A 25,446-nucleotide genomic window follows, 5' to 3' on the forward strand; every position below is an offset into this window, starting at 1 on the left:
GAGCCACCGATGCTGGCTGAAGAATCTGCGATCTGCATCATTAAGTCAGAAACGCCTCACTTCTTGATGTGCCCGTACATCTTGTCCTTGGCCAGGTCTAACGCGGCGAACAGGTGCCGTACCCCTTGGGTGCGGGTGTAGGTGGCGCGCATTCTGGGCCGCGGTTCGCGATCGGGATCCTTGCCCTTGCCGCCGACGTCGGTCCACTGGCGGCCGGGGCGGGGCTGGAGGTTGAGCGGCCCGAACTCGTCCATGCAGAAGATCACCGGTGGTTCGCCGGGGTCGGGGACGACCTCGCCCTCGGCGATGGCGTACAGGTGCTCGATGCGGGCCTTCTTGGTCGCGTAGTCCGGGTCGCGGGAGCCCTTCCAGGTCTTTATGGCTTGAAAGGAGACGTTTTCCGCACGTAGAAGCTCGCGCAGGCCCTCATGGCTGATGTCCTCGACCACCCCCTCGGCGACCAGGAAATCGGCCAGCTTGGCAAGGCTCCACCAGGAGAACGGCAACCCGTGCTCAGCCGGCCTGGACTTGGCGACCTTCTTGATCTCGCGGCGTTGCGGCAGCGTGAACGTCGGTGCACGGCCGCCCTTGTACTGGGATACAGGGAGTCGAACCCGTCGGCGTTGAAGTTGTGGATCACATCACGGACCCGGTCCTCGCTGGTGAAAGCCACTCTGGCGATATGTGTGGTGGTCATGCCCTGGGCCGACAGCAGCACCATCTGCGCCCGTCGCCAGTTCACCACCGACCCGCTGCCACGCCGGATGATGCGCAGCAGCCGGTTTCACTCGTCGTCATCGATCTCTCGCACCTGTACCCGCTCGGCCATGCCGAACAGTCTGGACCGAACGCGCTGGGCCGGAAACGACTTCCGGCCCAGCGCGCCGGGCACTGCGATCTCGTGTCAGCTCAGATGCCGGGTGAAGAACCTCAGCGAGTTGTCCTCTTCGAACGACGGCACATCCTCGTGCTTGCCGGGGTTGGCGTGCAGCGTCTTGTGAGCCGAGGCCAGGGCGTCGAACAAGGCCAGGCTCTGGTCCCGCGGCACCATCTGGTCGTCCCACTGGACCAGGAACTGCACAGGCACGGTGATTCGCGCGGCGTCTTCGGCCAGCCCATGCACGCCGAGCAGGCCCAGCACCGCGGCGCGGATCCGGGGCTCTGCGGCGATGAGCGGGATGCCGAGCCCGCAGCCCATCGACATGCCGCAGTAGCCCACCGGGCCGACGCCGACCTGGTCGAGGTGCTGGACCGCGGTCAGGACTGCCTGCCAGTCGGCGACGGCCTGACCGGCCAGATAGCTGTGCATGCCGGCGACCAGCGCGCCCGGATTCTCACCGGCGGCCATGCCGGCCCGCATCCCGGCCGCGATCCGGCCGAACTCCTCGTCCTGGGGCCGGTCGCCGTGGTTGGGCGCGTCGATCGCGAGGACCGCGAAACCCTCGGCGGCGTAGCGACGCGCGCGGGACGCGTTGCCGGGGGCCGTCTTGTGCTGCCTGCCGCCGTGGCCCAGCAGAATCAGGGGACGAGTACCGCAGGCGTCTTCCGGCATCCACAGCACGCCGGGGATCTCGTCGAGGGTGAAGAACAGTTCGGTGACGCCGTCCGACGACGTCTGGGAGGTGAAGCGCATCAGCGTTTCAAGCCTTTCGGGAATGCCTTGTGCGGGCGCTCCCTAGGCCATGCAAAGGAGGGAGCCCCGACCTGTCACAGCGTTGATCGGACTCACCTCCTCGAATTCGCAGTACTGCACAGCGACGCCGAAGGTATCACAAAGAACATCAATCGCGCCTCGTCGGGGCAAACGTTGCCTGATACGGCACTAGGTATGACAAGGTGGGCGGTGTGGGTAGGCCGACGGACGATCAAGCCATAGTTGAGATCTTGAGAGCGGTTCGGGTCGGCGACGTCGTCACGGGGACGATCACAGAAGTGGGCCGTCCGCTTGGGGCTGCGGTGAGGCTCGACGGGCGCCTAGGGCTGGCATCGGCGGAGATCGGGCCTTTGGACGTCTCCTGGTGTAGCCGGTCAGATGAAGTCATACAGATCGGTCGGCGTGTCACCGCCGAAGTGATCTGTGTCGATGAAGAACAGAAAAGAATCAGCCTCTCCCTGGCCGCGACCGAGAATCCCGAACTCTGGGCATTTTTGAAAGGACTCCGCCCTGGTGAGGTACTCAGCGGCGAAGTTGCAGACGTGCAGCGGTTTGGTGTATTCATAGCGCTAGACGATGGGCCCCCACATCCCGTCTATCCAGGAGTAGGTTTCATCTCCATCCCCGAGCTGTCCTGGCGACGTTTCGACGACGTCTCTGAGGTTGTCGAGGTAGGGCAGCGAGTCACCTGCTCCGTTCTCTGCTTCGACACCACACAGGGCGAAGCCAGGCTCTCGCTTCGGGCACTTCTACCTCGGCCGGATGCTTTCCAGCAATTCACAGATGCGGCTCACGAGGGACAAGAATTCTGCGGAACCGTAACCAAGCTCGCCCCATTCGGAGTCTTCGTCAGAGTCGTAGAGGGCATCGAGGGCCTAGTGCCCTTGGACGAGCTTGCCTCTATACCTGTCGAAACTCCCGACCAAGTCGTTCAGGTCGGTGACTGCGTCAAGGTGACTATCACCCGCCTGGATCGCGATCACCGCCGATTGCTCCTCTCCCGCAAGAAGGCCGATTCCGATCCTCCGCCTTGATGACACTTGGACGGGGGACAGCACGCTCCGAGACCGATGCCGGCCTGCCGAGCTCACCGAAAGCGGGGGCGCGTATAGACAGGTGCCCGCTATCCGGTGGGCCAGGGCTGAGGAACGAAGCCATGAACCTTCGATCGCCCCCAACCATCTATGGTCACCGGCTACAACATGGCGATCGTAGGGCTGCATCTGTGCGGCGGCGCGGCAACCCGCCTGGAGCGTTCGGTTGGTACAGCGAGGTAGGCGTGCGGCGGCCGGCCCGGTGTCCCGCCGCCGTCCGGGACCGGCCCCCAGGCCGCACGCCCGGCCGGCGGGCAAGCAACGGGCCGCTGTACAGCGGCACGCAGCGCCGCCGCTTGATACCCACAAGACCTATTCGGCAGTGTGCTGGTCATACTCAGCGGCTTTGCGTGCCTCGGCGATGAGTTCCACGAGGCCGGCCACGAGCTTGGGGCTGGCGGCGAAGGTCGCGCGGGCGGTCACGGCAGGCGCGCTGGACCTGACAGGGTGATCAAGAGTTAGCGGCCCGCGAAGATCGAACCAGTCCGGGAACAATCAAGGCCCAGGGTCCGGGGATTCCGTCCGACCTGGGCCTTGAAGCACGAGAGCGGGTGACGGGAATCGAACCCGCGCTGTCAGCTTGGGAACTCTTTCAAGATCACACCCTCTGAGCAGGGGAAACACTGACCTGGGCATATGCCGGTCGAGTGACCGTAAGTCCCGTGACTCCCCGCTGATCGCTCTCCGAACGGGCACGCAACGGGCACGGCCCGAGCCCGCACACCTCGGAAGCAGCTTCGGTAGCGGGCTTCTATGGCCGAAGCAGATGAAGCTGCGATGCGCTGCCCTTTATGCGCCCAGAGAATAACCTTTAGCGGCTTCTACCTGATGCACCGCGAGGAGGATGCCAAACCTACGTGCCGCGTTCGATGGAGTTGCCCTGCCAATCATCGCTGGTGGGCGTGGGCCGATCGACCTAACGACCCTCTTGAGACGTTCCCGCTTGATTATCTCTGATCCTCAGGCCAGTGCCGTCAGCTTGGGAATTGCAGGGATCTTGGCTTGTGGGGGCGTTGACCTGCGGCTGAGACCGATCCTGAGTGACCGCGGTTGCCCCCTCGTTGCTCCCCTTAATGGCACGCTAATGGCAGGACCTTAGGCGAGGATGTGGGGATGAACGAGCAGGTCGCGGCCGAGATCGCAGAGGAGTATCTGGCCCGCTGGCGTCGCGTTGCCATCTACGCGGAGCTTGCCCTCATGGAAGAGAACGGGGACAAGGACTGGGAGAACATTGTCGGGCGGGACGGCAACGAGTACAAGATCCTCACCTACGTCGTTCGCGACGCCGACGAGGGCCTCCGGATGATCGTGGCAGTGAGCGATAGACGACGCCGGTCAACCGACGCTCCATTTACACGTGACCAGATAATCCGATCGGACGGCACCTACGTCGAGTAGTGCAGGTTGCGCACCTGCGTGCACCCCGTCCGCCTGATCATCCCGTCTGCCGTCGACCCGCCCGAAGGGGAAGCGGGCCAGGGCCACGGGTACCAGATGGAGCGCCCCACCGGACGAACGATCTGGTATCCGTGGCCCTGGTCTGCTCGGCTTGTCCCGGGTCGATGGCGGGCGAGATGATCAGGCTTCCACCTCAGCCACTTACGGACCTCAGGCCCACGCGGCGATCATCCCGGAGCCGGAGTGCCCCCGCCGGAGGCAAATGGTGTGCAAGGCCGTACAGCCCAGTGGACCGACGTGGCTGTCGGAGTTGATCGCTACTTTGGCAGCACCGTTCGAAGGACGGCAGGGAGCGCGGGCGCGTGGAGTTCGCTTATGACGATGTCGCTTGGATCGCCCATGACTATGGGCTCCTTGGCATTTGGTGTCTGACCTTTGTTCGTGGGCTTGACGAGCCTGAGGCGCTTCGCCGTGCGGGCGTGGGAGAGCGGAGTATCCGGCCTCTTCGATATGAGGAGTTGATGGATCCGAGGCTGTTCCCCCCCGACGTGGTTTTGGCGGGACGTCTGGATGGCTGGACTGTGCTCATCGAGGTGTTCGGCTGGGCGGCGTTGGACGCTTTACCGACGCTGTCAGTCGGGACCGAGGCCGTGTCGGTGCGGCGACATGATGATGCGACTGACCGCTTTGCCTACGCCGTTGACGGAGAGCTGGTGACCGCTTTCGACCCGATGATTCCCGCATGGCGTTCTGGAAGTGATCCGGATCGTCTGGTGAATCTGATGAGGGACGTGGGCTTTGATCCTGCGTACGAGCCGGAGGGCGAAGACGAAGATGAGGCGGAGGAGAACCGGGAGTGGGAGTTTGATCAGCCGACGGTAGATGGCGCTCTGCTGCTGGCGGCGAGGTTGACAGGTGTCATGTTGACGCCGGACGTCTTGAACGGCCTGTTGCTGGGAGGCGATGTCGCGGCTCGTCGTCATCAGGCCTGATGCGGCGGCGTGCCGGTGGTCGGTGCGGCGGGCTGGCATGGCGCGGCGGTTGTGCGGCGATGCCCCGCGTGGCGCCCGCGCCGTGACCGGCCCCCAGGCCGCAGCGTGGCGCGGGGACGCTGGCGCGGGGCGTACGGCGGCGCGGCGCGCCGCCGCTTGATCCCTATGAGAGCAATTCGGCAAGCTCTGCGAGTGCGCGTTTCCAGGGGTACGCGTCGATGCGGTCGCCTCCTGAGTTCGGCGGGTGGGGCTCGAACTGGCCTGGGCCGAAGAGGACGCGGATCCCTTCGGCGCGTAGGTCTTCGACGCTGCGGCGAAAGGGTGCGCGAGAGGCGAGAGCGCTGTTGACGAAGGGCAGTACGACGACTGGGATGTCCAGCCCTGGCGCTTCGGAGAGGACGCCTAGGGCGTAGGTGTCGGCGATGCCTTGGGCGAACTTGTTGATCGTGTTGTAGGTGGCGGGGGCGACGATGATCGCGTCGGCGCGGGGTGACCTCGGTTCGTCCGGGTTGCGGTACTGGCTGCGGACAGGGCGTCCGGTCTGCTGTTCGAGTTGAGGGGCGTCGATGAAGTCCAACGCGGGTGGGGTGGCGATGATTTGGACGGTCCAGCCCTGGTCTTGGGCCATGGTGACGAGTCGCCCTACATAGGGGGCGGGGCCTGCGGCGCAGACGATGACGTACAGAACCTTGCCAGGCTGGGTCACGCTTGGACTCCCAGGGCTGCCGCGTATTCGCGGGCTTCGCGGCGGACGCTGATCGGGGCGGTTGCCAGGATGTCACGTACCAGCCGGAGGGCCGCGGGGCGGCCGGTGATTTCCTCTGGGGCGAGTTCGCCTGCGGCGCGCAGGATGTGAAGTGCCTTGTCGTGCTGGTTCCACATCAGGAACGCGTTGGAGGTGTCGAGCAGCAGTGTGGCCTTGCGTTCGTTGATCGGCAGTTTGTCTAGATCGACCTGGCGCGCGTAGTCGATGGCGGTGCCCGCGTCGCCGAAGCGAAGGGCGATGTTGGCGCGGTGGCACAGGACGTTGTTGGGGCCGAACGCGGTCCACATGTGGTTGCCTTCGTGGCCCAGGCGCATGCCCGCCTCGGCGGCTTCGTCGAGGAGTTCGGCGCTGTTGTGTCGGTTGCCGGCGCTCGCGGCGGCGACAGCGCCACGTAGGAGCAGGGACCCATAGATGGACAGGTCGTCGGCGGAAGGAGTGGCGAGGTCGGCGTCCATGCGCTCGGCTGCATCCCGGGCGAGGTCGGTGGCGGCGCGGTGGTGCCCGCCGTCCATGAGGGCGTGGGTGATGATGCGCGAGCTTGAGCCGATCATGAGCGGGCTCTGGCTGGCGTGCGCGGCTTGGGCGCTGCGGTCTGCCGCGAGCCAGGCGAGGCCCTTGTCTTCCTGCTTGAGCAGGATGGAGGCTGTGACGTGGTACGCCTCGGCGGTCAGGGCGTGTGCTCGAAGTCGGTCGTCGCCGTGCAGCAAGGCACAGGCGGCGCGCAGCTTGCGGAGTAGTACGGGGAGCGCATCCGTCACCTGCGTGTATCGGCACGCTTGGTAGTTGCGCTTCGCGGTGGACACTGCGCTGACCAGGGATTCGAGGTCGATTGGGCCGTCTGCGGGAGTTGAGTAGTCCACAAGTGCGGTGGCGAGGTTCTCAATATTGAGGTCTTTGGCTTCGGCTGGTGCCGGGTCACCGATCATTGCGCTGAACAGGGCGGCCCCCGTCAGCCCGACGAATTCCCGGCGTCGCACGTCGTCTTCGCCCTCCCCCTTGACCAGTTTTACAGGGCGTGGCGCGTTCGTGATGCTATCAACCTTAGTGGGGGAAATGTCGGATGGGCGGGCGCGCTTCGTCGGCACGAACCCCAGGTCCTCGGCGTTCTTGTGCGTGACGTCCTTGATGGCGAGCCGGTACGGTTCGCGCGGCCATTTGACCTCGCCCGCCTCCCATCGGCGGATGCGCTCCTCGTCGCAGGTCAGGCGGTGTTTGATGCCGTTCTTGGAGAGGTTGATCATTTTGGCCATTTCGGCGCGGGTTAGATCTGCCTCTTCGCGCCATGCACGGAGTTGAGCGTTTGGGGTCGCTTCCGCCATGTCTGGTCAGCTTTCGGCGAGGGGTTAAGAGGAGTAACAAGGGGGGCCGTTCGGGGGTCCTGCGCATTCTTGTTTGCCGGTGGACTTGCCATCAACCAACAAGGTACGTCAAGCGGGTTCCCGACGCAGGGAATGCCGGATGAACGAGGTGATGGCGACGGTGATCCGGCCAGATGAGAACAGCGGGACAACGCCGTGCTCTGCGTGTCGGGGGCGGGGGATCAAGCTGTGCGCCTCGCGGAGGGCGCTCCTCGTCGGAGACGGCACCGAAGATCAGACCTCACATGGGGAGCGGGAGTGTCTCGACTGCCTCGGAAGCGGCCGGGCCGAAGGGAGCGAAAGGTGAAGCCGACTGTGGCTGAGCTGGCGGCGGATGTCGTGCGGTGGGCCAGCGAACGTATGCTCGTGCGGCTGCGTGATGAGCTGGTCGCCCTGGGCGTGAATGCGGAGCTGCGCGACAACAACAGTGCGCTGATGGTGTCCCGGCCGCATCCTGGGCTGCCGGAGCCGGTGGTGATCGACCACCACGGGGCCCACTACTGCTGGCAGGACGCGAGCAGGCGGCACCCGACCCGCGACCCGCAGGGTGCGGCCTTGGCTCTGGCCAAGTACGTCAAGCGTCGCCGAGACGGTTCGGCGAGGTAGTGGCAGTGCGCCGGCGGCGGGGCTTGGTGCGCGTTGCGCTGCCTCGTTGCCTCTTGTCCTGGCGGGCTGGGGTGACGTCATCCCCAAGGGCTTCCTCTGCCCGCCTGCTGCCGGCCTGGCCTGTCGGGGCGTACGCGTGAGTGGCATGGGCTGCTGGTGCCTGCGTGGACAGGCGGGCTGTGCCGGGATACGATCAAACTTGGTAAAACAACCTGTCGGGTGTTGGACGGTCGTAATGTCGCTAGAGTCCGTGCCGCCGAAGTATGCGCAGCTTGTGCAGGCGCTCCAACGGCGTATCGAGTCGGGAACCTATCCGCCCGGCTCGCTCCTTCCCAGCGAGCACCAGCTCATCCAAGAGTTCAGCGTCTCGCGGCCCACGGTGGTCGCGGCGCTGCGGGTGCTGCGTGAGCAGGGCTGGATCGAGTCTCAGCAGGGCAAGGGTCGTTTCGTGCGGGGCCGTCCCGCGATGGCCTCGGTGGAGCCCAACCGTCCCGGGCAGGCGTATCTGACCAATCCGGAGACCAACGCCCCTGGCGAGTTGGTCGAGGCCGGGGCGGTCGCGCTGCCCAATCGGGTGGCGACGTTGCTGGATGCACAGCCCAAGAGCAGGGCGTTCCTACGCCGGCGCCTGATCGTCCGCGATGGCGACCCGAGCGAGTTGGTCTCGCTGTGGCTGCCTCTGGAACTGTCAGAGGGTACCGACCTGACCAGTGGCGAGCCGTTGCGGGAGGGCATCCGGCAGCATCTCCAGTCTCGCAAGGGGGTCCGCTTCGATCACATCGTGGAGCAGATCACCGCCCGTATGCCCACCGCTCAGGAGTGCAAGCATCTCGGCATGCCCAAGAACGTCCCGCTCCTGGCCGTCTTCGGTGCCGTCCGCGATGCCGCCGGCCGTCCCCTGGCCGTGGTTGAGGTGTTGCTTCCGGCGGACCGGCACGAGCTGGAAGACGCCTACCCGATCACCCGATAATGCGGCAGTTTACGTGCAGCGCCAGTCCCAGTCACTGGGGCTTATGTCGCCGAACTCCACGATGACGGCTCTACTGTTTCCGGTCTCTTCGCCGAAGCGTATGCGGACTTCCACTTTCTCGCTGTCGTCGGCTCCGGCGATGGCGGCCCTGCCGTAATGGGCCCAGATCTCCTTCTGTGACAGGCCGGTCTGAAGGATCAGCCGGACTCGATACTCGCAGTAGTCGCCGTTCCCGCCGGATATCTTGCCGAAGGTGGCCTCGCTGTCGCTTGTGCTGCGGGTCTCGGGCGGTAGCGGATAGGCCAGTACGCGTTCGCGGAAGTCGTCGAATCGAGCATTGTCTCGCCATATAGGGGTCATGATCAGGTAGAACAGTCCGACCAGTGGGGCGATCACGAATACGGCTAAGCAACCCCACAAGATTCGCACTGGATCCTCCTGAAATGTCCGGCCACCGGCTCGGGCAACTGTCTATCGGATTGGTGACACGGCTGTCACTCTCGCCCATGTAACTTGACCTACCAAGTGCCGCGACCCTACTCTCATAAGAGCACTTGATAGGTCAAGTGTCTGACACTCAAGAGAGGAGCCATCATGGCTCTGCAAGGCCCCATCCCCGTCACCTTCGCCATGGTCTTCCCGCACGGCTGCTACATCGTCGGCGAGGTCGAGCCCGTCAAGGACTTCGACGCCTCCTCCGGCGGGCGGTTCGTGCAGGCCCGCGACAAGCAGACCCAAGAGCTGGTCTGGCAGGTCGCGGTCATGGACGGTGACCCGACCCTCAAGCCCGCGCAGAAGACGGTGGCGGTCAAGATCCTCGCGCCGGTCCAGCCGGTGCCGCCGTCCCCGATGCCGGGGCTGCCGTTCACGCCGGTCGCGTTCGACGGCATGTCCGTCACGCCGTACGTCAACGCCGCCGGTCGGCTCGCCTACTCGATCAAGGTCCGCGACATGCACGCTCCCCACCCGACCACCCCGGCCAAGGCCGGAAAGGACGCCGCCTGATGACCCGACGCCGTACCCCCCGAACCAGCGTGATCCGGCTGACCACCGGCCGGACCGCCCGGACCCTGCTCCACCCCTACGGCCACCGTGAGCCCGTGCTGGCGCTCGACTTCGGAGCCATCTGCGTCCTGGTCACCACGAAAGGACCTGTCACCGCGGACGACCTGACCTTCGCCCGCCAGCTCGCCCACGAGGCCGCCCGCTACGCCCGATCGATCGAGCGCACCTACCGCGCCACGGTCGGCGACCACGGGATAACGGCAAGGGAGGCGGCGGCATGAGCAGCCTCGCCCCGTACACCTACCTCACGCTGTCGATGGAGCCCGGCACCGCTCCGCGTCTGAACGTCTCCTTCCACACGGCGGACCTGCACATCCGCGCCGGAATGCTCGACAACCCGCGCCCCTACCTGGAGATCGCCTCCCGTGAGGCGAACGTGTCGATCTCCACCACCGGTGCCGGCCCCGTCACCGACGACGACCTCAGCATCGCCCGAGAGATCTTCAACGCCGCCGCTCGCTACCTGGCCGACTGCGAGCGCCTGCACACCAACCGGCCGGCCACCGGCAAGGCCGCCACCGACACGGCGGCCTGACCAGGCAAGACGGGGCCGCCAGAAGCGCCAACTTCCGGCGGCCCCTCGGTTCTCCCACGACTCCACATCACGAGAGGCATCAAGCTTATGTTCCGCAGGCTTCCCGGCGACGAGGCGCGCAACCTCGTCTCCACCACCCCTGACACGGCCGTCGTCTTCCGCCCGGCCGTCGTCACCACCCCCGCCATCGTCACCATCGTCATCCTGGCCGGTCGGCTCCTGGCGGGCCTGGTCCGTACCGTCTGGCGGCACCCCATCGCCATTGGGGTCCTGGTGGTGCCGTCCGTGCTGTGCTGGCTCTATGGCTGGCAAACGGCGCTGCTCCTGATCGCTCCCCTACCAACGGGCCTGGCCGCCTGGGCCGTCGTCGATCGCGGCTCGTGCGCCCGGTGGGTCGGCCGGCGGCTGCTGGCCTGGTGGCGGCTCATCTTCGTCTACCGCCGCCACTGGCAGCCCGTCATGATTGTCTCCGGGCTCGGCCGACATCTACGCGGCCGTGACTACCTGCCCCGACTCGGCAAAGTCACCTGCAACGCCTGGGCCGACACCGTCACCGTGCGCATGCTCGACGGCCAGGCGGTCAAGGACTGGGCCGACCGCATCGACCATCTCGCGCACGGCTTCGGCGCGCCCTCCTGCCGTATCCAGGTCATCAAGGCGGGTCGGCTGGTGCTGACCTTCCCTCGGCGTGATCCGCTGGCCACACCGATCCCCGCGCTCCCCGTCCCGGCCGTGGCGACTGTGGGGCCGGTCGAGATCGGTAGGCAAGAGGACGGCTCTCCCTGGCTGCTGAAGATCCTCGGCACACACGTCCTGGTCGCCGGAGCCACCGGTGCGGGCAAAGGCTCCATCATCTGGTCCACCATCCGCGCGCTACTCCCCGCGCTCCGGGCGGGCCTGGTCGAGATCTGGGCGCTGGACCCCAAACTCATGGAACTCTCGTTCGGCCGTGCCCTGTTCGGCCCTCACTACGCCGCCACCCCAGAAGAGTGCGCCAACCTGCTGGAGCAGGCTGTCAAGAAGATGCAGGAGCGGGCCGCGCGCTTCGGCGGTGTCCAGCGCTCGCACACTCCCACCGTCGAAGACCCGTTCGTCCTGGTCGTCGTCGATGAGGTCGCGTTCCTGACCGCGTACCAGGCCGACAAGGACCTGAAGCGGCGCGTCTCCGCAGCCCTGGCCACGCTCACCACTCAGGGACGGGCGGTCGGTGTGGGCGTCCTGGCGGCGCTCCAGGACCCACGCAAGGAGGTCATGACCATCCGCAACCTGTTCCCCGACAAGATCGCCCTGAGGTTGGACGAGTCGGAACAGGTGGACATGGTCCTCGGCGACGGCGCACGCGACCGGGGCGCACTCGCCGACCGGATCTCACCGAACCCCGGCAAAGGCGCGGGCGTCGGCTACGTCCGGCTGGAAACCTCACCCGACCCGGTACGCGTCCGCGCGGCCTACGTCTCCGACACCGACATCCGCGCCATGGCCGCCCAGATCGGGGAGGCCCGATGACTCTGGCCTACTTCCTCGACGGGCTGCGCTGCTCGACCTGCAAGACCCTCAACACGCTCTGGCTCGACCCAAGACGGGCGGCGGTCGAGTGCCGCGAGTGCGGACAGTCGGCACTGATCTTCCCCGAGATCGGCGAGGCAAGGAAGGAGGGTTGCCAATGACAGACCGGTCCACCCCTCGCGCCCTGCGGATGGCCCAACCGCTGGCCCGCGACGTCATGGAAGAGGTCGCCAAGCAACACGGCGTGTGCATCCGGCCCGTCCCGCTCAAGCGGCTCGACACCCACACCGGCCAGTGGGAGATCATCGACGTCCCGTGCGGCTCGCCGATGGACAGCAAGTGCCCGCCGTGCGCCAAGCGCAACAAGCAACTACGCAAGGCCCAATGCCGGGAAGGCTGGCACCTGGACAAGGAACCCACGATCACCCCGGACCAGCCCAACGAGGAACAATGCTGGCTGGTCGAGTTCCGCGCCGACATCCAAGCCCAGCGCGACGACACAGAACGCGACGGCGGCGACACCACCGACCTGGACGCGGTCATCGAGGGCTTGGACGAGGAGATCAACGCGGCCGGCATGCGCGGAAGCATCTTCGGCAGAGCCACCGCCAAGCGCTCACGCTCGACCAGACGGCGGCAGGACGCGCCGGACCTGCCCAAACGCACGATGACGCACACGTCGCTGGGCCAGACCTTCCAGGCCCCAGACGGCAGGACCTACCGGCCCTCGCTGTTCGTCACGCTCACCCTGCCCTCGTACGGCAAAGTTCGCGACGGCGCGCCCGTTGATCCCGACACCTACGACTACGCACGAGCCGCTCGGGACGCGCTGCACTTCTCCAAACTGGTAGACCGGTTCGTGCAGAACCTGCGCCGCGTCGCCGGCTACGACGTGCAGTACTTCGCCACCGTGGAACCACAGAAGCGGCTCGCCCCGCACCTGCACATGGCCATCCGCGGGACGCTCCCACGAGCGGAGATCAAGCAGATCGCGGCCGCCACCTATCACCAGGTGTGGTGGCCATCCGTCGATCAGGTGGTCTTCGAGGGCGAACATCTGCCGGTCTGGCAGGAAGGGGCCGGCTATCTCGATCCCGACACCGGCGAGGTCCTGCCCTCCTGGGACGAGGCTCTCGACGAACTGGACGCCGAGCCGCTGCATGTGATCCGCTTCGGTGACCAGGTGGACGTCAAGGGCGTGCTCGCCGGCACCAAGGACGCCGACCAGTGCATCCGCTACCTGTCCAAGTACCTGACCAAGAGCCTCGGCGACGGACTCGACAGCCAGGCCCGGCAGGAGCACGCGGCCCGCTTCGTCGAGGCCCTGCGCTACGAACCCTGCTCACCCACCTGCCCGAACTGGCTCCGCCACGGCGTCCAACCCAAGGACGCCAAAGCCGGGATGACTCCCGGCCGCTGCCGCTCCAAGGCGCACAAGCCCGAACACCTCGGCTACGCGGGCCGTCGCGTCCTGGTCTCCCGCAAGTGGTCGAACAAGACGCTGGCGGAACACAAACAGGACCGCCGCACCTGGGTCCTGGAAGCCCTCGGCAAGACCGACGAACCAACGGACCCACACCGCTACGTCTGGAAGCCCGTCCCGGCCGGCGACGCCAACGTGCCCCCGCTCGCCATGCGGCTCCTGCGATCCGTCCGCGAGCGGCAACGCTGGCGCGCCCACATGGCCGAACTCCAGGCCAGAGCAGAAGGCCAAGATCTTTCGGCAACTGAAGGGAGGGCGGCATGAGCGGGGCATCCAAGCGCCCCGTTGACCGCCTGCTCACCGTCACCGAAGTAGCGGAACGGCTCAGCACCAGTGAGCGGTTCCCCCGGCGTCTCATCGAAGAACGCCGGATCACCTTCGTCCGCATCGGGCGCAAGGTTCGCATTCCCGAATCCGCGCTCAACGACTTCATCGCGGCGGGCCTCGTCCATCCCATTTCCACCCGCACGTGGAGGGCGGCATGAGCAAGCGCCGATTCGGGCGCGTTCGGAAACTCCCCTCGGGACGATTCCAGGCCAGGTATCCGGGACCGGACGGCGTGGACCGTACCGCGCCAAACACCTTCGCCACCAAGAAGGAAGCCGAGATCTGGCTGACCAAGAAAGAGGCCGAACTGCTGGCCGGCGACTGGCTGAACCCGGACCTGGGGAAGGTCAGCTTCAAGGAGTACGGCTCGACGTGGATCGACGAGCGCCCGGGACTGCGTCCGAAGACCGTCCAGCTCTACGAGGGCCTTCTGCGCATCCATCTCCTCCCGACTTTCGGCAACTGTGCGATGAGCGAGGTCAAGGTCGCTCACATCCGCAAATGGCGCAAGCAGCTCCTCGACAACGGTGTAGGACCGGTCACCGTGGCCAAGGCATACCGGCTCCTGAAGGCCGTCTTCAACACGGCGGTGGAGGACGGGCTGATCAAGGCCAACCCGTGCACCATCAAGAAGGCGGGTAAGGAGGATTCGCCCGAGCGGCCAGTACTGACCATGAAGCAGGTCTTCGTCCTGGCCGACGCCACCGAGCCTCGATTCCGCATGCTGATCCTGCTCGCCACCTTCGCCAGCCTGCGGTGGGGCGAACTGGCAGCACTCCAGCGCAAGAACCTCGACCTGAACGCGGGAACGATCCGCATCGTCGGCACCACGACCGAACTGAAGGACGGCTCTGTGACGATCAGTCCGCCCAAGTCGGAAGCGGGCAAGCGCCTCGTCAGCATCCCCGAGACCCTGCTCCCGGACCTCCGCAAGCACATGGAGACGTACGCCGAGAAGGGCGAACACGGACACGTCTTCGTCGGCCCCAAGGGTGCCAAGCTTCGACGCGCGAACTTCACCCGTGTCTGGGCGGCGACCCTCAAGAAGGCCAAGCTCAGCGGCTTCCACTTTCATGATCTTCGCCACACTGGAAACACCCTCGCCGCTCAGTCCGGCGCGACTCTGCGGGACCTGATGACCCGGATGGGGCACTCCTCGACGAGGGCGGCATTGATCTACCAGCACACCGCGATGGAGCGTGACAGGGCCATCGCAGACGCTCTCGGCAAGCTCGCCGAGGAAGCCCTGAAGCCCGAGGAACCCGAGCCAGACGAGCAAGATCCAGACGGATCGGGCACGTAACGGGCACGGAAGATCGAGAAGAGTCCTAGGAACGATCAAAGCCAGGTCGGGAATCAAACCCCTGACCTGGCTTTTCAGTCTGAGAGCGGGTGACGGGAATCGAACCCGCGCTGTCAGCTTGGGAATTGTAGGGATCTTGCCTCGTAGGGGCGTTGACCTGGGTCTGAGGCTGGTCGTGAGTGACCGTGGTTGACCCCTCGTTACCGCCCTTAATGGCACGCTAATGGCACGACGATCAGCCCGCGACCTGGTGTTTCTCGCGCGACGCGCACACGCCGCCCGCCTGATCATCCCGTCTGCCGTCGACCCGCCCGAAGGGGAAGCGGGCCAGGGCCACGGGGTCAAGGTGGAGCGCCCCACTGGACGAACGACCTTGACCCCGTGGCCCTGGTCTGCTCGGCTTGTCCCGGGTCGATGGCGGGCGGGATGATCAGGCTTCCACCTCAGCCACCTACGGCCCCACTCTCGGTTCGGCGATCATCCCGGAGCCGGAGCGCCCAGGGTTATTCGATCACAAGAAGCCATTGATCGCTGCCGCTAGGGTTACTCTCGTGAACATTCAATGGTGTATCGAGCGCTTAGAACTATACGCTTCCGCGCTTGAAGAGCTAGATCGGCGCGGGGAATCCCGCATGCATCTTTCCCCAGAAGACGCTCTTCGCAATGTGCAGCAACTTTCCCGTACCTCACATACGATCATGCGCAGGTTAGATCCCACGATGAGCGATCGATTCTCATGGGATGACCGATGGCAGATCGAACAGGATGTCAACGCCGCGATTGGTATGCTGCGCGACTGGAAGGAGGTAGAGGAAAATCTCGGCCCTGGTGGGCCGTTGATGTATGCAGCGCAGTTGCACCCTTGGGTTTGGGACGCAGCTTCTACGTTCTGGGACGCCGGTCACTACCGCGAGGCCGTGGCGCAGGCTGCTCGCTCGATAAGTGCGCACACACAGTCGAAGATCGGCCGCACAGATATCTCTGAAGGCAACTTACTCAAGCAGGCGTTCAGCAAGGAGGATCCCAAGCCTGGCGCCCCAAGGCTTCGGTTCGCTGGGGATCGGAGCACGGAGACATGGCGGAGCAGACAAGAAGGCGCGGTAGCTTTTGCCTTCGGATGCTTTACTGGCATTCGGAATGTCGCTACCCACCAGCACATGCTCGACTGGGGCGAACAGGAAGCGTTTCAGTACCTGACCGCGTTCAGTGTGTTGGCGCGCTGGGTGGATGAATGTGTGGTCGAGACGGCCGAGGATTCCTGATGGGTTCATTGCGTAGAAGACAGACGCGGCCCGAGCGCGGGCGCGCGCGAGAACGGCCCCCAGGCCGCACGCGCAGCGTGGGGCCGCGAGCGGGCCGCGTGGCGGCGCGAAGCGCCGCCCTTGAATACCTACAAGAGCAATCCGGCAACGATCCGTTTTAACACTGTGGTGTTGAACCTGGAGAACATCGAGAACTAGACAGAGAGCCTGAAATCCTCGATCTTCTGCCTGAGGACTACAGATGGATCTTTGCCATCGATCTTGTCCTGTATCATCTGACGTAGATCGCTATCTTCTAGGAAGATAATCATCTTTCCTTGTAGGCCCGTCCAGTGATCGCGGCGGGTATTTATCGCCGACACATCCGGCCCAGTCCTGCCAATCAACACCCCGAACAGCCCTAGCCCTTTATCGGACAGATAGTTGGACATCTGCAAGACATCATCCTTGCTGATCCCATTGCAGCTATTTTTTGCATCGAAGGTGACTAGATGTGCCTGATAGACAACTCGCAGATACGCGAAGAATCCATCCATGCAGTAATTGGGCAGGATTATATCTCTCCGATTGGAGGAGAGCTGTGCAAAGTTCTCGGTGATCGGCTGCTCCAGTGGAGGACAGAAGAGAAATTCGAGAATGTCCCTACAGAGCTTCTGGAACTTGACCCAATCACTTCTGCCACATTGCGTTTCACCTAACTCTTTCACGAGCCTATCGGATACATTTATATTGGCTGCTCTCCTTGCGGCCTCTTGAGTCTGCTGGTCCGCAGGTAGGTTGCCGAGCACTCTGACCGCTTCATATTGCAAGCCGTGCCCCGCAGCAAGCCGGGCGACCTCTGCCCCGTCGATGACCTCGATGTTTTGTGAAGCCAGGAACTCTATGTGTTGCGGAGCTAGAACTATTGAAACAACCAAAACAAGCTTCGGCGGGCGATCCTGGGGATATCGCTTCTTGAATTTTTCTTCGTTGCGCTTCAGTTGTTCTGCGACCGCGTTGATGCGAGAGCGCGTTTGCGGGGTAAGTGCTTTTACTTCATAGAGAATGGTTTCTTTTCCCCGTCTCGCGACGATGTCAACGCCGCCATCTGCACCGACCGGTGGCGTTTCTATGGCAAAGCCTTCAAGACTCCTTTCGAGCACGTCTCTGATCAGTCTTTCGAATTCATAGGCACTCACGTTTGTCGCCACCGACAACCTTCCTTTCGCGTCTACACTCGGCTAGCCTTGTGAGCTTCGGCGATTATTTCCACCAAGTCTGCGATTATCGTAGGGTTCGCTGCAATAGTGGCGGATGAATGAATCGTATGTGCGCTGCCGTCAAAATCCACAACTACAGCACCTGCCTCTCGAGCTATGAGCGTTCCAGCGGCTGTGTCCCAGGGATTATTGCTCAACATAACGTTTCCATCAATTCTTCCGTCTGCTACCCAAGCCAAGTCGATCGCTGCTGAGCCAAACATCCGTATGCGCTGAACGCGAGCGGCAAGTTCTTGGGTCAGGGCGAGCCGAGGCCGGTTTCGCTCGTCGGCATTTTCCCCCACGGCATAGTCGCCGACCGCCACAATCGCGGTCTGCAACTCGCGAGTACCGCTCACGCGGATTTCGGATCCGTTGACGAAAGCGCCAGCTCCTTCGGCCGCCGAGTACCGGAGGTTGAGGGAAGGCAGGTCGATCACACCCAGTGTGGATGTGTCCTTGTCCACCAGGCCCAGAGAAACGCCGCAGAGCGGGATACCGTGCAAGAAGTTGGCCGTTCCGTCCACGGGATCCAGCGCCCACATCAGGCCGTCGCCCAGATGACTGACGCCTTCCTCCTCGCCAAGGAATCCGATCTCGGGCGTCTCGCAGGACAGAAACTCCCGTACGGCATGTTCTACGGCGTAGTCCACCTCCGTCGCCATGTCCCGGTCACCCTTGGCCGTGATAACGCCGGGAGCCTTGGTACGGATGATCTCGCTGGCGATCGACACGGCGCGCTCAGCGATAGGGAGAAGAGTCCGGGCGTCGATGGTCATACAGGTTTGCTCCGCTCCCACATGTCCCTGAGCACCTGGTCGAAGATGGGGAACAGCCCCTCTGCGGCGGTGTTGTCTTTGATCACGAAGGTTGGTGAATCGACTCCGCGTGCCTGCGGTAGGTACGGCTGAACCACGCACAATGCCCGGTCCACGATGAGCAAGTTGAATCGGATCGTCTCGTCGTAGACGTGGAGTTCAAGGCGCTGGGCCGACGTGGCGTCGAGTCGATCGCGCAACCTGGTCAGCATGCTGATGTTGAGGGCTGTGAGGGTCGTCAGGGTGCTGTCGGTGTAGCCCTCTTCTGCTTCGCGGGCGCGAATCGCCTGGCCCTGAGGGTCGAGGAAGAGGCAGCGGATGCGGGTGCCGGAGTCCAGTAGGCGCCTGAGGTGATGATCGGGGTAGCTCTGGCAGAGGATGTTGAGCGACAGGCCCGCCGCGTTGATCTCCTTCGCGTCGTCGAACATCGTCGATGCCGGGTAGGCGGAAGAGAAGGCAGCGCGGCTACTGAAGATCGCGGTTACATCGGCCATCTGCGGCATGAAGCAGGCTGCGGTGTCGGGGCCGGCGCTTTTGACTGGCACCGGCTCTGTCCTCTGCTCGGGGATCTCGACGGCGGTCGCTGAGAACAGCTCGCGCGCCGATCTGCCCGGGAACATGGCCTCCAAGACGCGGCAGTGGCCGGAGTAGGGCAAACCCTTTAGTTCGCCGGTCAACCACCTGTGGAGCTGTGCGCGGCTCGGCCAACCACCCTGCAACGACGGGTCCACTTTCTTGGCGGCCTTGTCGTACTCCTTACAGAACGTGCTGTAGGTCTGCCAGTGGCGTTGCGTCAGCAGTGTCTTCAACAGGATCGGCAGGTCAGTCATGATCCGCGCCTCGGGCTGGGGTGCCATGTAAGCCCAGGTTAGCGACAGCGACGAGATCGGACGAGACAAAGAGGAGACGAACAGAAACGAGTCGATTACAGGCGGTACTTGGGAGCGATCGAGACGTGACAAGTCCTCGGGCAATCCTCGTTGCATGACAGCGCCATGTAACTCCTGCTCAGGACGAGGTTGGAAGTACGTCAGCCTTCGCCAGAGCGTAGTGGCGGCCGAGCATCCGGGCGACGCCGCTGCCGACGACCGGCACCAGGACGACTGCTGGCGGTGCAACGGAACCGGGCAGGCAGGTGCGCTGCTGTGAACATCTACGCTGGCTGCCTTGCGCCTCACGTCGCGCCGCCTCGGCCGGATCACATGCGCCTGGTCTGGCGAGAGGTCACACGGGAACAGGATCCTCCGCGAGTGATCGAGTACACCTGTGCGTGCGAGGACCTGGTTTACGAGCTGTGCCGCGAGGGCGGTCTCGCCTATATCCGTCGGACCGAGCACCGTGACGGTGTCGTACAGCGAATCCATGAGACCTATCGATGGCGGTGCAAGGAAGCGCTGAGTGTCTGGATCGCCCTTTTCGACGGCAGGGCTCACTAGGCGGGCACGACGGGAGGCGAGTTCAGGGGTGCTGAACCGTCGTGCCTTGGAGCTGGTGGAGGGGCTTCTGTAGCGCAGTCAGACAGTCCCTCCACCAGTCCGTACGCTTCCTATGGCGGAGAGGGAGACAGGCCGTCCAACTCGAACTAGTCTTTACGACAAGTCGAGTTGTTGGATGGTCGTCATGTCCTCTGAAGAGTTCGCGCCACCGAAGTACGCCCAGATCGTGCAGACGATCAGGCAGAAGATCGCGGACGGGACCTATCCGCCCGGCTCTCTGCTGCCCTCCGAGACGCAGCTTGTCCGTGAGTTCAAGGTGAGCCGGCCGACCGTCGTCCGCGCTCTCCAAGTTCTCCAGCTCCGTGGAGTCATCGAGCGGGAGCACGGCAAAGGGTCCTTCGTGAAGGCCACCCCACCGGGCGCGTCCAACCAGAATCCCCGTCCGGGCCGGGCCGTCCTGGACCGGGTGGAAGCCGACGAGAACTGCACGGTCATCGACGCCGGATCACTGGCGGCTTCTGCCGCGATTGCGAAGCTGCTGGACGTGCCCGAGGGATCCACTGTGGTACGGCGTCGTGTTCTCTTCCGCGATGACGAGCGGCCGACCGACCTGTTCACCGTGTGGTGTCCGGTGCATCAGGCCGAGGGAACGGAGCTCGGTGAGGCTAGACCACTCTCCACAGGCATCAGGGAGCATCTTCAGGCGAGCAAAGGCATCAAGCTTCAGCACGTCGTCGAGCGACTGAGCGCTCGGCCTCCTTCGGCCGACGAAGCCAAGCTCATGGAGGTCCGCAAGACGGCGCCCGTCCTCGGGGTGCTGGCAAGTGTGTTCAACGGAGGAGGACGGCCTGTGCTCGTCGTGGACTTGGCGCTTCCCGGTGACCTCCACGAGCTAGAAGACTCTTACTCCCTCTAACTCAGAGCCCGTTTCGGCGGCGCTCTTGTTCCTGTTTCCTAGCTCGACTTAGCGCGATTAGCCGCATAAGGGATTTCTCGTCTTTTTTGGTCAGCTTGTGACGAGCTAGCTGCCGATTGCGTGCTTTGCTCTTGGCGACTTCGGCCCACCGCGTTCCCCGCACGCCTGGTGGTAGCCCCATGGGCTCGTCGTCGGGCTCGCTCCTGATCGACATGTCGCGAGCATGGTTGAGGTCGTACCGTAAGTTCGAGATCTCGCACTCCTTGCACGGTCCCATATCGGCGCGACTGCCACATGGTCCCCGCATGAGCCGTGGAGATCACATGGAGTTGATCGTCATTTAAACCGATCCATCCGCTATGCCGCAATGGCTTATGGGCGGATTAGTCATACCTCCAAAAAAGATCTTGAAGAAATCCCGCTAACTCGTGTTGTCAAGTCCCTGACCTGCGGGTACCTTCATGACAACTCGACAAGACGAGTTAGCGACAAGACGACTAGCTAGGAGCAAGCCTCATGGCACTGCAAGGTCCCATCCCCGTCACGTTCGACATGGTCTTCCCGCACGGCTGCTACATCGTGGGCGAGGTCGAGCCCGTCAAGGACTTCGACGCCTCGACCAACGGGCGCTTCGTCCAGACCCGCGACAAGCAGAGCGGAGAGCTCGTCTGGCAGGTCAGCGTCATGGACGCCGACCCCACGCTCAAGGCGGCTCAGAAGACCGTCTCCGTCAAGCTCCTCAGCCCGGTGCAGCCGGTTCCTCCGGCTCCGATGGCCGGACTGCCGTTCACACCAGTCGAGTTTGACCACATGACCGCGACGCCGTACGTCAACCAGGCCGGGCGGCTGGCGTACTCGATCAAGGTTCGTGAGATGCGTGCTCCTCGCCCGGTCAGTAAGGCGACGACGACCGCTGCCAAGGACGCGGCGTGATGGGGCGGCGGAAGGTCCGTCCGGTCAGCACGATCGCCCTCAAGGTCGGTCAGGGAGCTGATGTGCGGAACCATCCGTATCCGCAGCGCTCGCCGGTCCTGGAGTTCGCCTTTGGCGGCACGCAGGTGCTCGTCACCACGTCGGCCAACGATCACATCACCCTCGACGACATCGAGTTCGCTCGGAGCCTGGCGCGCGAGGCCGCGATGTTCGCCGGTGCGGTGGAGCGCATGTTCCACGGCCTGCCGAACGGGCTGGGGGTGGCGGGTCGATGACGCTCAGCCCGTACACCTACGTCACCGTCTCCATGCGTCCCGATCAGCCGTCGCGGTTCAGTGTCGCCTTCTGCTCGGCTGAGCTGCGGGTGCGCGCCTGGCTCGGGGAGAGCGACAAGCCCTGCTTCGACCTGAGCGCCTCCGACGCGTCGGTGACCGTCTCGACCGCGGGGCCGGTGACCGACAACGACCTGACCGTTGCCCGCGAGATCTTCAACGCCGCCGCCAGGTACCTGGCCGACTGCGAGCGGCTGCACTCCGGCCAGTCAGACAAGGGCACCGACGAGGCGGCCTGATGCTCAGCGGGGCCGCAGGAAGCGGCAACTTCCGGCGGCCCCTCGGTCTTCCGCACACACGCGACCTGCTTGGAAGGACTTCACCCTAATGTTCAAAAGGATGCCCGGCGACGAGCCGCACCGCATCGTCTCCACCACCCCCGACACGGCGGTGGTCTTCAAACCGGCCGTGGTGCAGACCCCGGCCATCATCACACTGGTCATCTTCATCGCCCGGTTCGTAGCCGGCCTCTTCCGCCTCGTCTGGCGGCACCCCGTCGCGCTGGCGACGATCGCCGTTCCCGCCGGGCTCTGCCTCGTGTACGGCTGGCGCGTCGCGCTGCTGGTGGTCGTTCCGGCTCTCATGTCCATGGGCGCCTGGGCGATTCTCGACAGGCCGACGTTCGCGCGATGGGTCGGCTGGCGACTGGTCGCCTTCGCCCGCTGGTTCTGGATCTATCGGCGGCACTGGCAGCCGGTCATGACCGTCGCGGGGCTGGCTCGGCACATACGCGGACGGGAGTACATTCCGCGGCTGGTCAAGGTCACCTCCGACTCTTGGGCCGACAGGCTCACCGTCCGCATGCTCGACGGCCAGGCGGTCAAGGACTGGGCCGACAGGATCGAGAACCTGTCTCATGGCTTCGGGTCGGAGACGTGCCGAGTCTCGGTGGCCAAACCTGGTCAGCTCGTACTGACCTTCCCTCGTCACGATCCGCTGGCCACGCCGATAGCGGCGCTTCCGATCCCGGATACGCCGACCGTCGGGCCGGTCGAGATCGGTAGGCAAGAGGACGGCACACCTTGGCGTCTACGGCTGCACGGGACTCACGTCATCGTCGTCGGTGCCACCGGGGCGGGCAAGGGCTCGATCATCTGGTCAGCGATTCGTGGGCTCGTGCCTGCCATGCATGCAGGCCTGGTCGAGATCTGGGCGCTCGATCCGAAGCTGATGGAACTGTCGTACGGCAAGGCTCTCTTCGGCGGTCGGTACGCGGCTGATCCCGCTGAGTGCGCTGATCTGCTCGACGAGGCCGTGAGCATCATGCACAAGCGTGCGGCTCGCTTCGCCGGAGTTCAGCGATCACACGCGCCTACCCTCGACGATCCCTTCGTCTTGGTCGTGGTGGACGAGGTGGCGTTCCTGACCGCCTATCAGTCCGACAAGCAGCTCAGGCAGCGCATCTCCGCTGCCCTGGCCACGCTGACCACTCAGGGACGTGCGGTCGGCGTCGGCGTCCTGGCGGCTCTCCAGGACCCACGCAAGGAGGTCATCAACATCCGCAACCTCTTCCCGGACAAGATCGCTCTACGGCTCGACGAGTCGGAGCAGGTGGACATGGTGCTCGGCGATGGGGCGAGGGATCGCGGCGCGCTGGCCGACCGTATTTCTCCTCGCCCGGAGCGGGGTGCGGGCGTCGGATATGTGCGGCTGGAGACCAGCCCCGATCCGATTCGTGTCCGGGCCGCGTACGTCTCGGACGACGACATCCGCGTGATGGTCGGTGAGGTCCGATGACGCTGGCTCACTTCCTCGAAGGCCTCCGTTGCGCTTCGTGCGGTGCGCTGAATGTCCTCTGGCTCGACGCGCTACGTGGCCTGGTCGAGTGCTCCGAGTGCGGTCAGACCGCGCTCACATTCCCCGAAATCGGAGAGGAGGTCCGTTGAACGACCGTAAGACTCCGCGCGCTGTCCGCATGGCTCAACCGCTCGCCCGCGACGTGGCGGAGGAGATCGCCAAGCTTCACGGCGTCTGCATCCGGCCGGTGGCGCTCAAGCGGCTCGACATGACGACCGGCAGGTCAGAGGTCGTCGATGTCCCGTGCGGCTCACCGCTGGAGAGCAAGTGTCCTCCGTGTGCCAAGCGCAACCGGCAGCTCCGAATGGCGCAGTGCCGCGAGGGCTGGCACCTCGACGAGGAACCGATCATCACGCCCGACGAGCCGACCGATGGGCAGCGCTGGCTCGTCGAGTTCCGGGCCGACATGCAGGCCAAGCGCGACGAGGAGGACAAGGCCGGCGGCGATACCTCCGACTTGGACGCCGTGCTCACCGGGCTCGATATCGAGATCAACGAGGCCGGGATGCGCGGCAACGTGCTGGGGCGTACAGGGTCTAAGCGGGTCCGCTCGACGAAGCGTCGCCAGGACGCACCCGACCTGCCCAAGCGAAAGATGGCCAGCACGACTCTGGGCCGGACCTTCGAGGCGTCGGACGGCAGGACCTACCGGCCTTCTCTGTTCGTCACGCTCACCTTGCCGAGCTACGGCAAGGTCATGAACGGCGCTCCCGTCGATCCGGACGCGTACGACTACGTTCGAGCGGCCCGTGACGCGCTGCACTTCTCCAAGCTCGTGGACCGGTTCGTGCAGAACCTGCGCCGGGTCGCTGGCTACGACGTGCAGTACTTCGCCACGGTGGAGCCTCAGAAGCGGCTCGCTCCGCATCTGCACATGGCCGTCCGGGGCACCTTGCCGCGCGCCGAGATGAAGCAGATCGCGGCGGCGACCTATCACCAGATCTGGTGGCCTCAGGCGGATGAAGCCCGTTTCGAGGGTGACCACCTGCCCGTCTGGAACGACGGCATCGGCTACGTGGACCCTGATACGGGCGAGGTCCTGCCCACCTGGGACGAAGCCCTCGACCAGCTCGGCGACGAGCCCATGCACGTGATCCGCTTCGGCGATCAGGTGGACGTCAAGGGCGTACTCGCCGGGTCACCGGACGCCGACCAGTGCATCCGGTACCTGTCCAAGTACCTGACGAAGAGCCTCGGCGAGACCTTGAACGGTCAGGCCCAGCGGGAGCATGCGGCCCGTTTCGTCGATGCCCTTCGTTACGAGCCCTGCTCGCCGACCTGCCCGAACTGGCTGCGGTACGGCGTGCAGCCCAAGAACGCCAGGTCTGAATTGCTCCCCGGCCGCTGCCGGTCCAAGGCCCACAAGCCCGAACACCTCGGCTACGCCGGTCGCCGCGTCCTCGTCTCCCGCAAGTGGAGCAACAAGACGCTCGCCGAACACAAGCAGGACCGCCGTACCTGGGTCCTCGAAGCTCTCGGCCAGCCCGACGAGCCCACCGACCCACACCGCTACGTCTGGCAACCGGTCAAGCCGGGCGATCCCGACGTCGCTCCGATCGGCGTCCGGCTCCTTCGATCCATCGCCGAACGTCAGCGATGGCGCGCTCACCTGAGACGCCTCGAAGAGCTTTCGGCAAATCCGCAGGCAGCCTGAAAG

28 protein-coding genes and 1 pseudogene are annotated in these 25,446 nt (G+C 64.7%); 20 read left to right on the plus strand and 9 right to left on the minus strand.

Going from position 1 to position 25,446, the window contains the following annotated elements; genetic code table 11:
* Positions 1–56: 56 nt before the first annotated feature.
* From ABD844_RS39115 to ABD844_RS39120, 3 genes and pseudogenes are all read right to left on the minus strand, one after another.
* Positions 57–506, minus strand: a complete 450-nt coding sequence (locus ABD844_RS39115; RefSeq protein WP_344889876.1) for a hypothetical protein — start codon at positions 504–506, stop codon at positions 57–59.
* A gap of 107 nt (positions 507–613) precedes the next feature.
* Positions 614–721 (minus strand): annotated as a pseudogene (locus tag ABD844_RS53430) (helix-turn-helix domain-containing protein); the annotation flags it as partial.
* A 183-nt stretch (positions 722–904) separates the two neighbouring features.
* The gene (locus tag ABD844_RS39120) at positions 905–1,633 is read right to left on the minus strand and encodes a dienelactone hydrolase family protein (RefSeq protein ID WP_344889878.1); all 729 of its coding nucleotides are present in this window, start codon (positions 1,631–1,633) and stop codon (positions 905–907) included.
* 212 nt (positions 1,634–1,845) lie between these two features.
* Here ABD844_RS39120 and ABD844_RS39125 point away from each other — a divergent pair, with 212 nt between their 5' ends.
* From ABD844_RS39125 to ABD844_RS39135, 3 genes are all read left to right on the plus strand, one after another.
* On the plus strand, positions 1,846–2,688 hold the full coding sequence (locus tag ABD844_RS39125; RefSeq protein ID WP_344889881.1) for a S1 RNA-binding domain-containing protein: 843 nt from the start codon (positions 1,846–1,848) through the stop codon (positions 2,686–2,688).
* A gap of 1,173 nt (positions 2,689–3,861) precedes the next feature.
* Positions 3,862–4,146, plus strand: coding sequence for a hypothetical protein (locus ABD844_RS39130; RefSeq protein ID WP_344889884.1), 285 nt, complete (start codon positions 3,862–3,864; stop codon positions 4,144–4,146).
* A gap of 362 nt (positions 4,147–4,508) precedes the next feature.
* The gene (locus ABD844_RS39135; RefSeq protein WP_344889886.1) at positions 4,509–5,138 is read left to right on the plus strand and encodes a DUF6461 domain-containing protein; all 630 of its coding nucleotides are present in this window, start codon (positions 4,509–4,511) and stop codon (positions 5,136–5,138) included.
* Positions 5,139–5,301: 163 nt separating this feature from the next.
* Here the strand turns inward: ABD844_RS39135 and ABD844_RS39140 are convergent, their stop codons facing one another.
* Together ABD844_RS39140 and ABD844_RS39145 are read right to left on the minus strand one after the other, a co-directional pair.
* Positions 5,302–5,844 carry a flavoprotein gene (locus ABD844_RS39140; protein ID WP_344889889.1) on the minus strand — a complete coding sequence of 181 codons (543 nt, stop codon included), beginning with the start codon at positions 5,842–5,844 and terminating at the stop codon, positions 5,302–5,304.
* Positions 5,841–7,223, minus strand: a complete 1,383-nt coding sequence (locus tag ABD844_RS39145) for an NsdA family TPR-like regulatory protein (RefSeq protein ID WP_344889891.1) — start codon at positions 7,221–7,223, stop codon at positions 5,841–5,843. The genes ABD844_RS39140 and ABD844_RS39145 overlap by 4 nt, the downstream gene beginning before the upstream one ends.
* 342 nt (positions 7,224–7,565) lie before the next feature.
* On the opposite strand from ABD844_RS39145, the gene ABD844_RS39150 reads away from it, so the two are divergent.
* Together ABD844_RS39150 and ABD844_RS39155 are read left to right on the plus strand one after the other, a co-directional pair.
* Entirely contained in the window at positions 7,566–7,868 is a 303-nt protein-coding gene (locus ABD844_RS39150) for a hypothetical protein (RefSeq protein WP_344889894.1), read from the plus strand.
* A gap of 235 nt (positions 7,869–8,103) precedes the next feature.
* Positions 8,104–8,838, plus strand: a complete 735-nt coding sequence (locus ABD844_RS39155) for a GntR family transcriptional regulator (RefSeq protein ID WP_344889896.1) — start codon at positions 8,104–8,106, stop codon at positions 8,836–8,838.
* Between the two features lie 9 nt (positions 8,839–8,847).
* Here ABD844_RS39155 and ABD844_RS39160 read toward each other — a convergent pair whose 3' ends face one another.
* Positions 8,848–9,234, minus strand: a complete 387-nt coding sequence (locus tag ABD844_RS39160; RefSeq protein WP_344889899.1) for a hypothetical protein — start codon at positions 9,232–9,234, stop codon at positions 8,848–8,850.
* Positions 9,235–9,432: 198 nt separating this feature from the next.
* Here ABD844_RS39160 and ABD844_RS39165 point away from each other — a divergent pair, with 198 nt between their 5' ends.
* The 9 genes from ABD844_RS39165 to ABD844_RS39205 all read left to right on the plus strand — a co-directional run bounded on the left by ABD844_RS39165 (position 9,433) and on the right by ABD844_RS39205 (position 16,319).
* Positions 9,433–9,843 (plus strand): plasmid replication, integration and excision activator, encoded by a 411-nt coding sequence (locus tag ABD844_RS39165; protein ID WP_344889902.1) that lies wholly within the window; start codon positions 9,433–9,435, stop codon positions 9,841–9,843.
* Positions 9,843–10,124: a hypothetical protein gene (locus ABD844_RS39170; protein WP_344889904.1), complete on the plus strand. Its 282-nt coding sequence runs from the start codon at positions 9,843–9,845 to the stop codon at positions 10,122–10,124. The genes ABD844_RS39165 and ABD844_RS39170 overlap by 1 nt, the downstream gene beginning before the upstream one ends.
* Positions 10,121–10,438 (plus strand): hypothetical protein, encoded by a 318-nt coding sequence (locus ABD844_RS39175; RefSeq protein ID WP_344889907.1) that lies wholly within the window; start codon positions 10,121–10,123, stop codon positions 10,436–10,438. Before ABD844_RS39170 ends, ABD844_RS39175 begins: the two co-directional genes overlap by 4 nt.
* A gap of 87 nt (positions 10,439–10,525) precedes the next feature.
* Positions 10,526–11,944: an FtsK/SpoIIIE domain-containing protein gene (locus ABD844_RS39180; protein ID WP_344889911.1), complete on the plus strand. Its 1,419-nt coding sequence runs from the start codon at positions 10,526–10,528 to the stop codon at positions 11,942–11,944.
* Positions 11,941–12,105, plus strand: coding sequence for a hypothetical protein (locus ABD844_RS39185; protein ID WP_344889914.1), 165 nt, complete (start codon positions 11,941–11,943; stop codon positions 12,103–12,105). The genes ABD844_RS39180 and ABD844_RS39185 overlap by 4 nt, the downstream gene beginning before the upstream one ends.
* Complete coding sequence (locus ABD844_RS39190; RefSeq protein ID WP_344889916.1) at positions 12,102–13,691, plus strand: replication initiator; 1,590 nt, start codon at positions 12,102–12,104, stop codon at positions 13,689–13,691. The genes ABD844_RS39185 and ABD844_RS39190 overlap by 4 nt, the downstream gene beginning before the upstream one ends.
* Positions 13,688–13,912: an excisionase family DNA-binding protein gene (locus tag ABD844_RS39195; protein ID WP_103961641.1), complete on the plus strand. Its 225-nt coding sequence runs from the start codon at positions 13,688–13,690 to the stop codon at positions 13,910–13,912. Before ABD844_RS39190 ends, ABD844_RS39195 begins: the two co-directional genes overlap by 4 nt.
* Positions 13,909–15,057 carry a tyrosine-type recombinase/integrase gene (locus ABD844_RS39200; protein WP_344889923.1) on the plus strand — a complete coding sequence of 383 codons (1,149 nt, stop codon included), beginning with the start codon at positions 13,909–13,911 and terminating at the stop codon, positions 15,055–15,057. The genes ABD844_RS39195 and ABD844_RS39200 overlap by 4 nt, the downstream gene beginning before the upstream one ends.
* Positions 15,058–15,608: 551 nt before the next feature.
* Positions 15,609–16,319, plus strand: a complete 711-nt coding sequence (locus tag ABD844_RS39205; protein ID WP_344889925.1) for a TIGR02391 family protein — start codon at positions 15,609–15,611, stop codon at positions 16,317–16,319.
* Positions 16,320–16,513: 194 nt separating this feature from the next.
* Here ABD844_RS39205 and ABD844_RS39210 read toward each other — a convergent pair whose 3' ends face one another.
* From ABD844_RS39210 to ABD844_RS39220, 3 genes are read right to left on the minus strand one after another with little or no spacing between them, the layout of a single operon-like run.
* A complete protein-coding gene (locus ABD844_RS39210) occupies positions 16,514–17,509 on the minus strand; it encodes a restriction endonuclease (RefSeq protein ID WP_344889928.1) in 996 nt (331 codons plus the stop codon).
* A 20-nt stretch (positions 17,510–17,529) separates the two neighbouring features.
* A complete protein-coding gene (locus ABD844_RS39215) occupies positions 17,530–18,336 on the minus strand; it encodes an inositol monophosphatase family protein (RefSeq protein WP_344889931.1) in 807 nt (268 codons plus the stop codon).
* The gene (locus ABD844_RS39220; RefSeq protein WP_344889935.1) at positions 18,333–19,232 is read right to left on the minus strand and encodes a DUF5919 domain-containing protein; all 900 of its coding nucleotides are present in this window, start codon (positions 19,230–19,232) and stop codon (positions 18,333–18,335) included. The genes ABD844_RS39215 and ABD844_RS39220 overlap by 4 nt, the downstream gene beginning before the upstream one ends.
* A gap of 763 nt (positions 19,233–19,995) precedes the next feature.
* On the opposite strand from ABD844_RS39220, the gene ABD844_RS39225 reads away from it, so the two are divergent.
* The 6 genes from ABD844_RS39225 (at position 19,996) to ABD844_RS39250 (ending at position 25,443) form a co-directional block, all read left to right on the plus strand.
* The gene (locus ABD844_RS39225; protein WP_344889938.1) at positions 19,996–20,727 is read left to right on the plus strand and encodes a GntR family transcriptional regulator; all 732 of its coding nucleotides are present in this window, start codon (positions 19,996–19,998) and stop codon (positions 20,725–20,727) included.
* A gap of 516 nt (positions 20,728–21,243) precedes the next feature.
* On the plus strand, positions 21,244–21,660 hold the full coding sequence (locus ABD844_RS39230; protein ID WP_344889941.1) for a plasmid replication, integration and excision activator: 417 nt from the start codon (positions 21,244–21,246) through the stop codon (positions 21,658–21,660).
* Positions 21,661–21,722: 62 nt separating this feature from the next.
* Positions 21,723–21,935, plus strand: a complete 213-nt coding sequence (locus tag ABD844_RS39235) for a hypothetical protein (protein WP_344889943.1) — start codon at positions 21,723–21,725, stop codon at positions 21,933–21,935.
* Positions 21,932–22,231 (plus strand): hypothetical protein, encoded by a 300-nt coding sequence (locus tag ABD844_RS39240; RefSeq protein WP_344889946.1) that lies wholly within the window; start codon positions 21,932–21,934, stop codon positions 22,229–22,231. The genes ABD844_RS39235 and ABD844_RS39240 overlap by 4 nt, the downstream gene beginning before the upstream one ends.
* Positions 22,232–22,319: 88 nt before the next feature.
* Positions 22,320–23,729: an FtsK/SpoIIIE domain-containing protein gene (locus ABD844_RS39245; RefSeq protein ID WP_425568731.1), complete on the plus strand. Its 1,410-nt coding sequence runs from the start codon at positions 22,320–22,322 to the stop codon at positions 23,727–23,729.
* A gap of 178 nt (positions 23,730–23,907) precedes the next feature.
* Positions 23,908–25,443 (plus strand): replication initiator, encoded by a 1,536-nt coding sequence (locus ABD844_RS39250; RefSeq protein ID WP_344889951.1) that lies wholly within the window; start codon positions 23,908–23,910, stop codon positions 25,441–25,443.
* The last annotated feature ends 3 nt before the right edge of the window (positions 25,444–25,446 follow it).

Origin of the sequence: Nonomuraea antimicrobica, from assembly GCF_039536965.1 — a bacterium.
Classification (GTDB): Bacteria; Actinomycetota; Actinomycetes; order Streptosporangiales; family Streptosporangiaceae; genus Nonomuraea; species Nonomuraea antimicrobica.

Excerpts from the sequence above, each read along its gene's own strand:
- ABD844_RS39220 (WP_344889935.1), bottom strand. The coding sequence starts at position 19,232 with ATGGCACCCCAGCCCGAGGCGCGGATCATGACTGACCTGCCGATCCTG.
- ABD844_RS39215 (WP_344889931.1), bottom strand. The coding sequence starts at position 18,336 with ATGACCATCGACGCCCGGACTCTTCTCCCTATCGCTGAGCGCGCCGTG.
- ABD844_RS39185 (WP_344889914.1), top strand. The coding sequence starts at position 11,941 with ATGACTCTGGCCTACTTCCTCGACGGGCTGCGCTGCTCGACCTGCAAG.
- ABD844_RS39145 (WP_344889891.1), bottom strand. The coding sequence starts at position 7,223 with ATGGCGGAAGCGACCCCAAACGCTCAACTCCGTGCATGGCGCGAAGAG.
- ABD844_RS39180 (WP_344889911.1), top strand. The coding sequence starts at position 10,526 with ATGTTCCGCAGGCTTCCCGGCGACGAGGCGCGCAACCTCGTCTCCACC.
- ABD844_RS39200 (WP_344889923.1), top strand. The coding sequence starts at position 13,909 with ATGAGCAAGCGCCGATTCGGGCGCGTTCGGAAACTCCCCTCGGGACGA.
- ABD844_RS39190 (WP_344889916.1), top strand. The coding sequence starts at position 12,102 with ATGACAGACCGGTCCACCCCTCGCGCCCTGCGGATGGCCCAACCGCTG.
- ABD844_RS39120 (WP_344889878.1), bottom strand. The coding sequence starts at position 1,633 with ATGCGCTTCACCTCCCAGACGTCGTCGGACGGCGTCACCGAACTGTTC.
- ABD844_RS39225 (WP_344889938.1), top strand. The coding sequence starts at position 19,996 with ATGTCCTCTGAAGAGTTCGCGCCACCGAAGTACGCCCAGATCGTGCAG.
- ABD844_RS39230 (WP_344889941.1), top strand. The coding sequence starts at position 21,244 with ATGGCACTGCAAGGTCCCATCCCCGTCACGTTCGACATGGTCTTCCCG.
- ABD844_RS39130 (WP_344889884.1), top strand. The coding sequence starts at position 3,862 with ATGAACGAGCAGGTCGCGGCCGAGATCGCAGAGGAGTATCTGGCCCGC.
- ABD844_RS39155 (WP_344889896.1), top strand. The coding sequence starts at position 8,104 with ATGTCGCTAGAGTCCGTGCCGCCGAAGTATGCGCAGCTTGTGCAGGCG.
- ABD844_RS39240 (WP_344889946.1), top strand. The coding sequence starts at position 21,932 with ATGACGCTCAGCCCGTACACCTACGTCACCGTCTCCATGCGTCCCGAT.
- ABD844_RS39170 (WP_344889904.1), top strand. The coding sequence starts at position 9,843 with ATGACCCGACGCCGTACCCCCCGAACCAGCGTGATCCGGCTGACCACC.
- ABD844_RS39195 (WP_103961641.1), top strand. The coding sequence starts at position 13,688 with ATGAGCGGGGCATCCAAGCGCCCCGTTGACCGCCTGCTCACCGTCACC.
- ABD844_RS39165 (WP_344889902.1), top strand. The coding sequence starts at position 9,433 with ATGGCTCTGCAAGGCCCCATCCCCGTCACCTTCGCCATGGTCTTCCCG.
- ABD844_RS39245 (WP_425568731.1), top strand. The coding sequence starts at position 22,320 with ATGTTCAAAAGGATGCCCGGCGACGAGCCGCACCGCATCGTCTCCACC.
- ABD844_RS39250 (WP_344889951.1), top strand. The coding sequence starts at position 23,908 with ATGGCTCAACCGCTCGCCCGCGACGTGGCGGAGGAGATCGCCAAGCTT.
- ABD844_RS39175 (WP_344889907.1), top strand. The coding sequence starts at position 10,121 with ATGAGCAGCCTCGCCCCGTACACCTACCTCACGCTGTCGATGGAGCCC.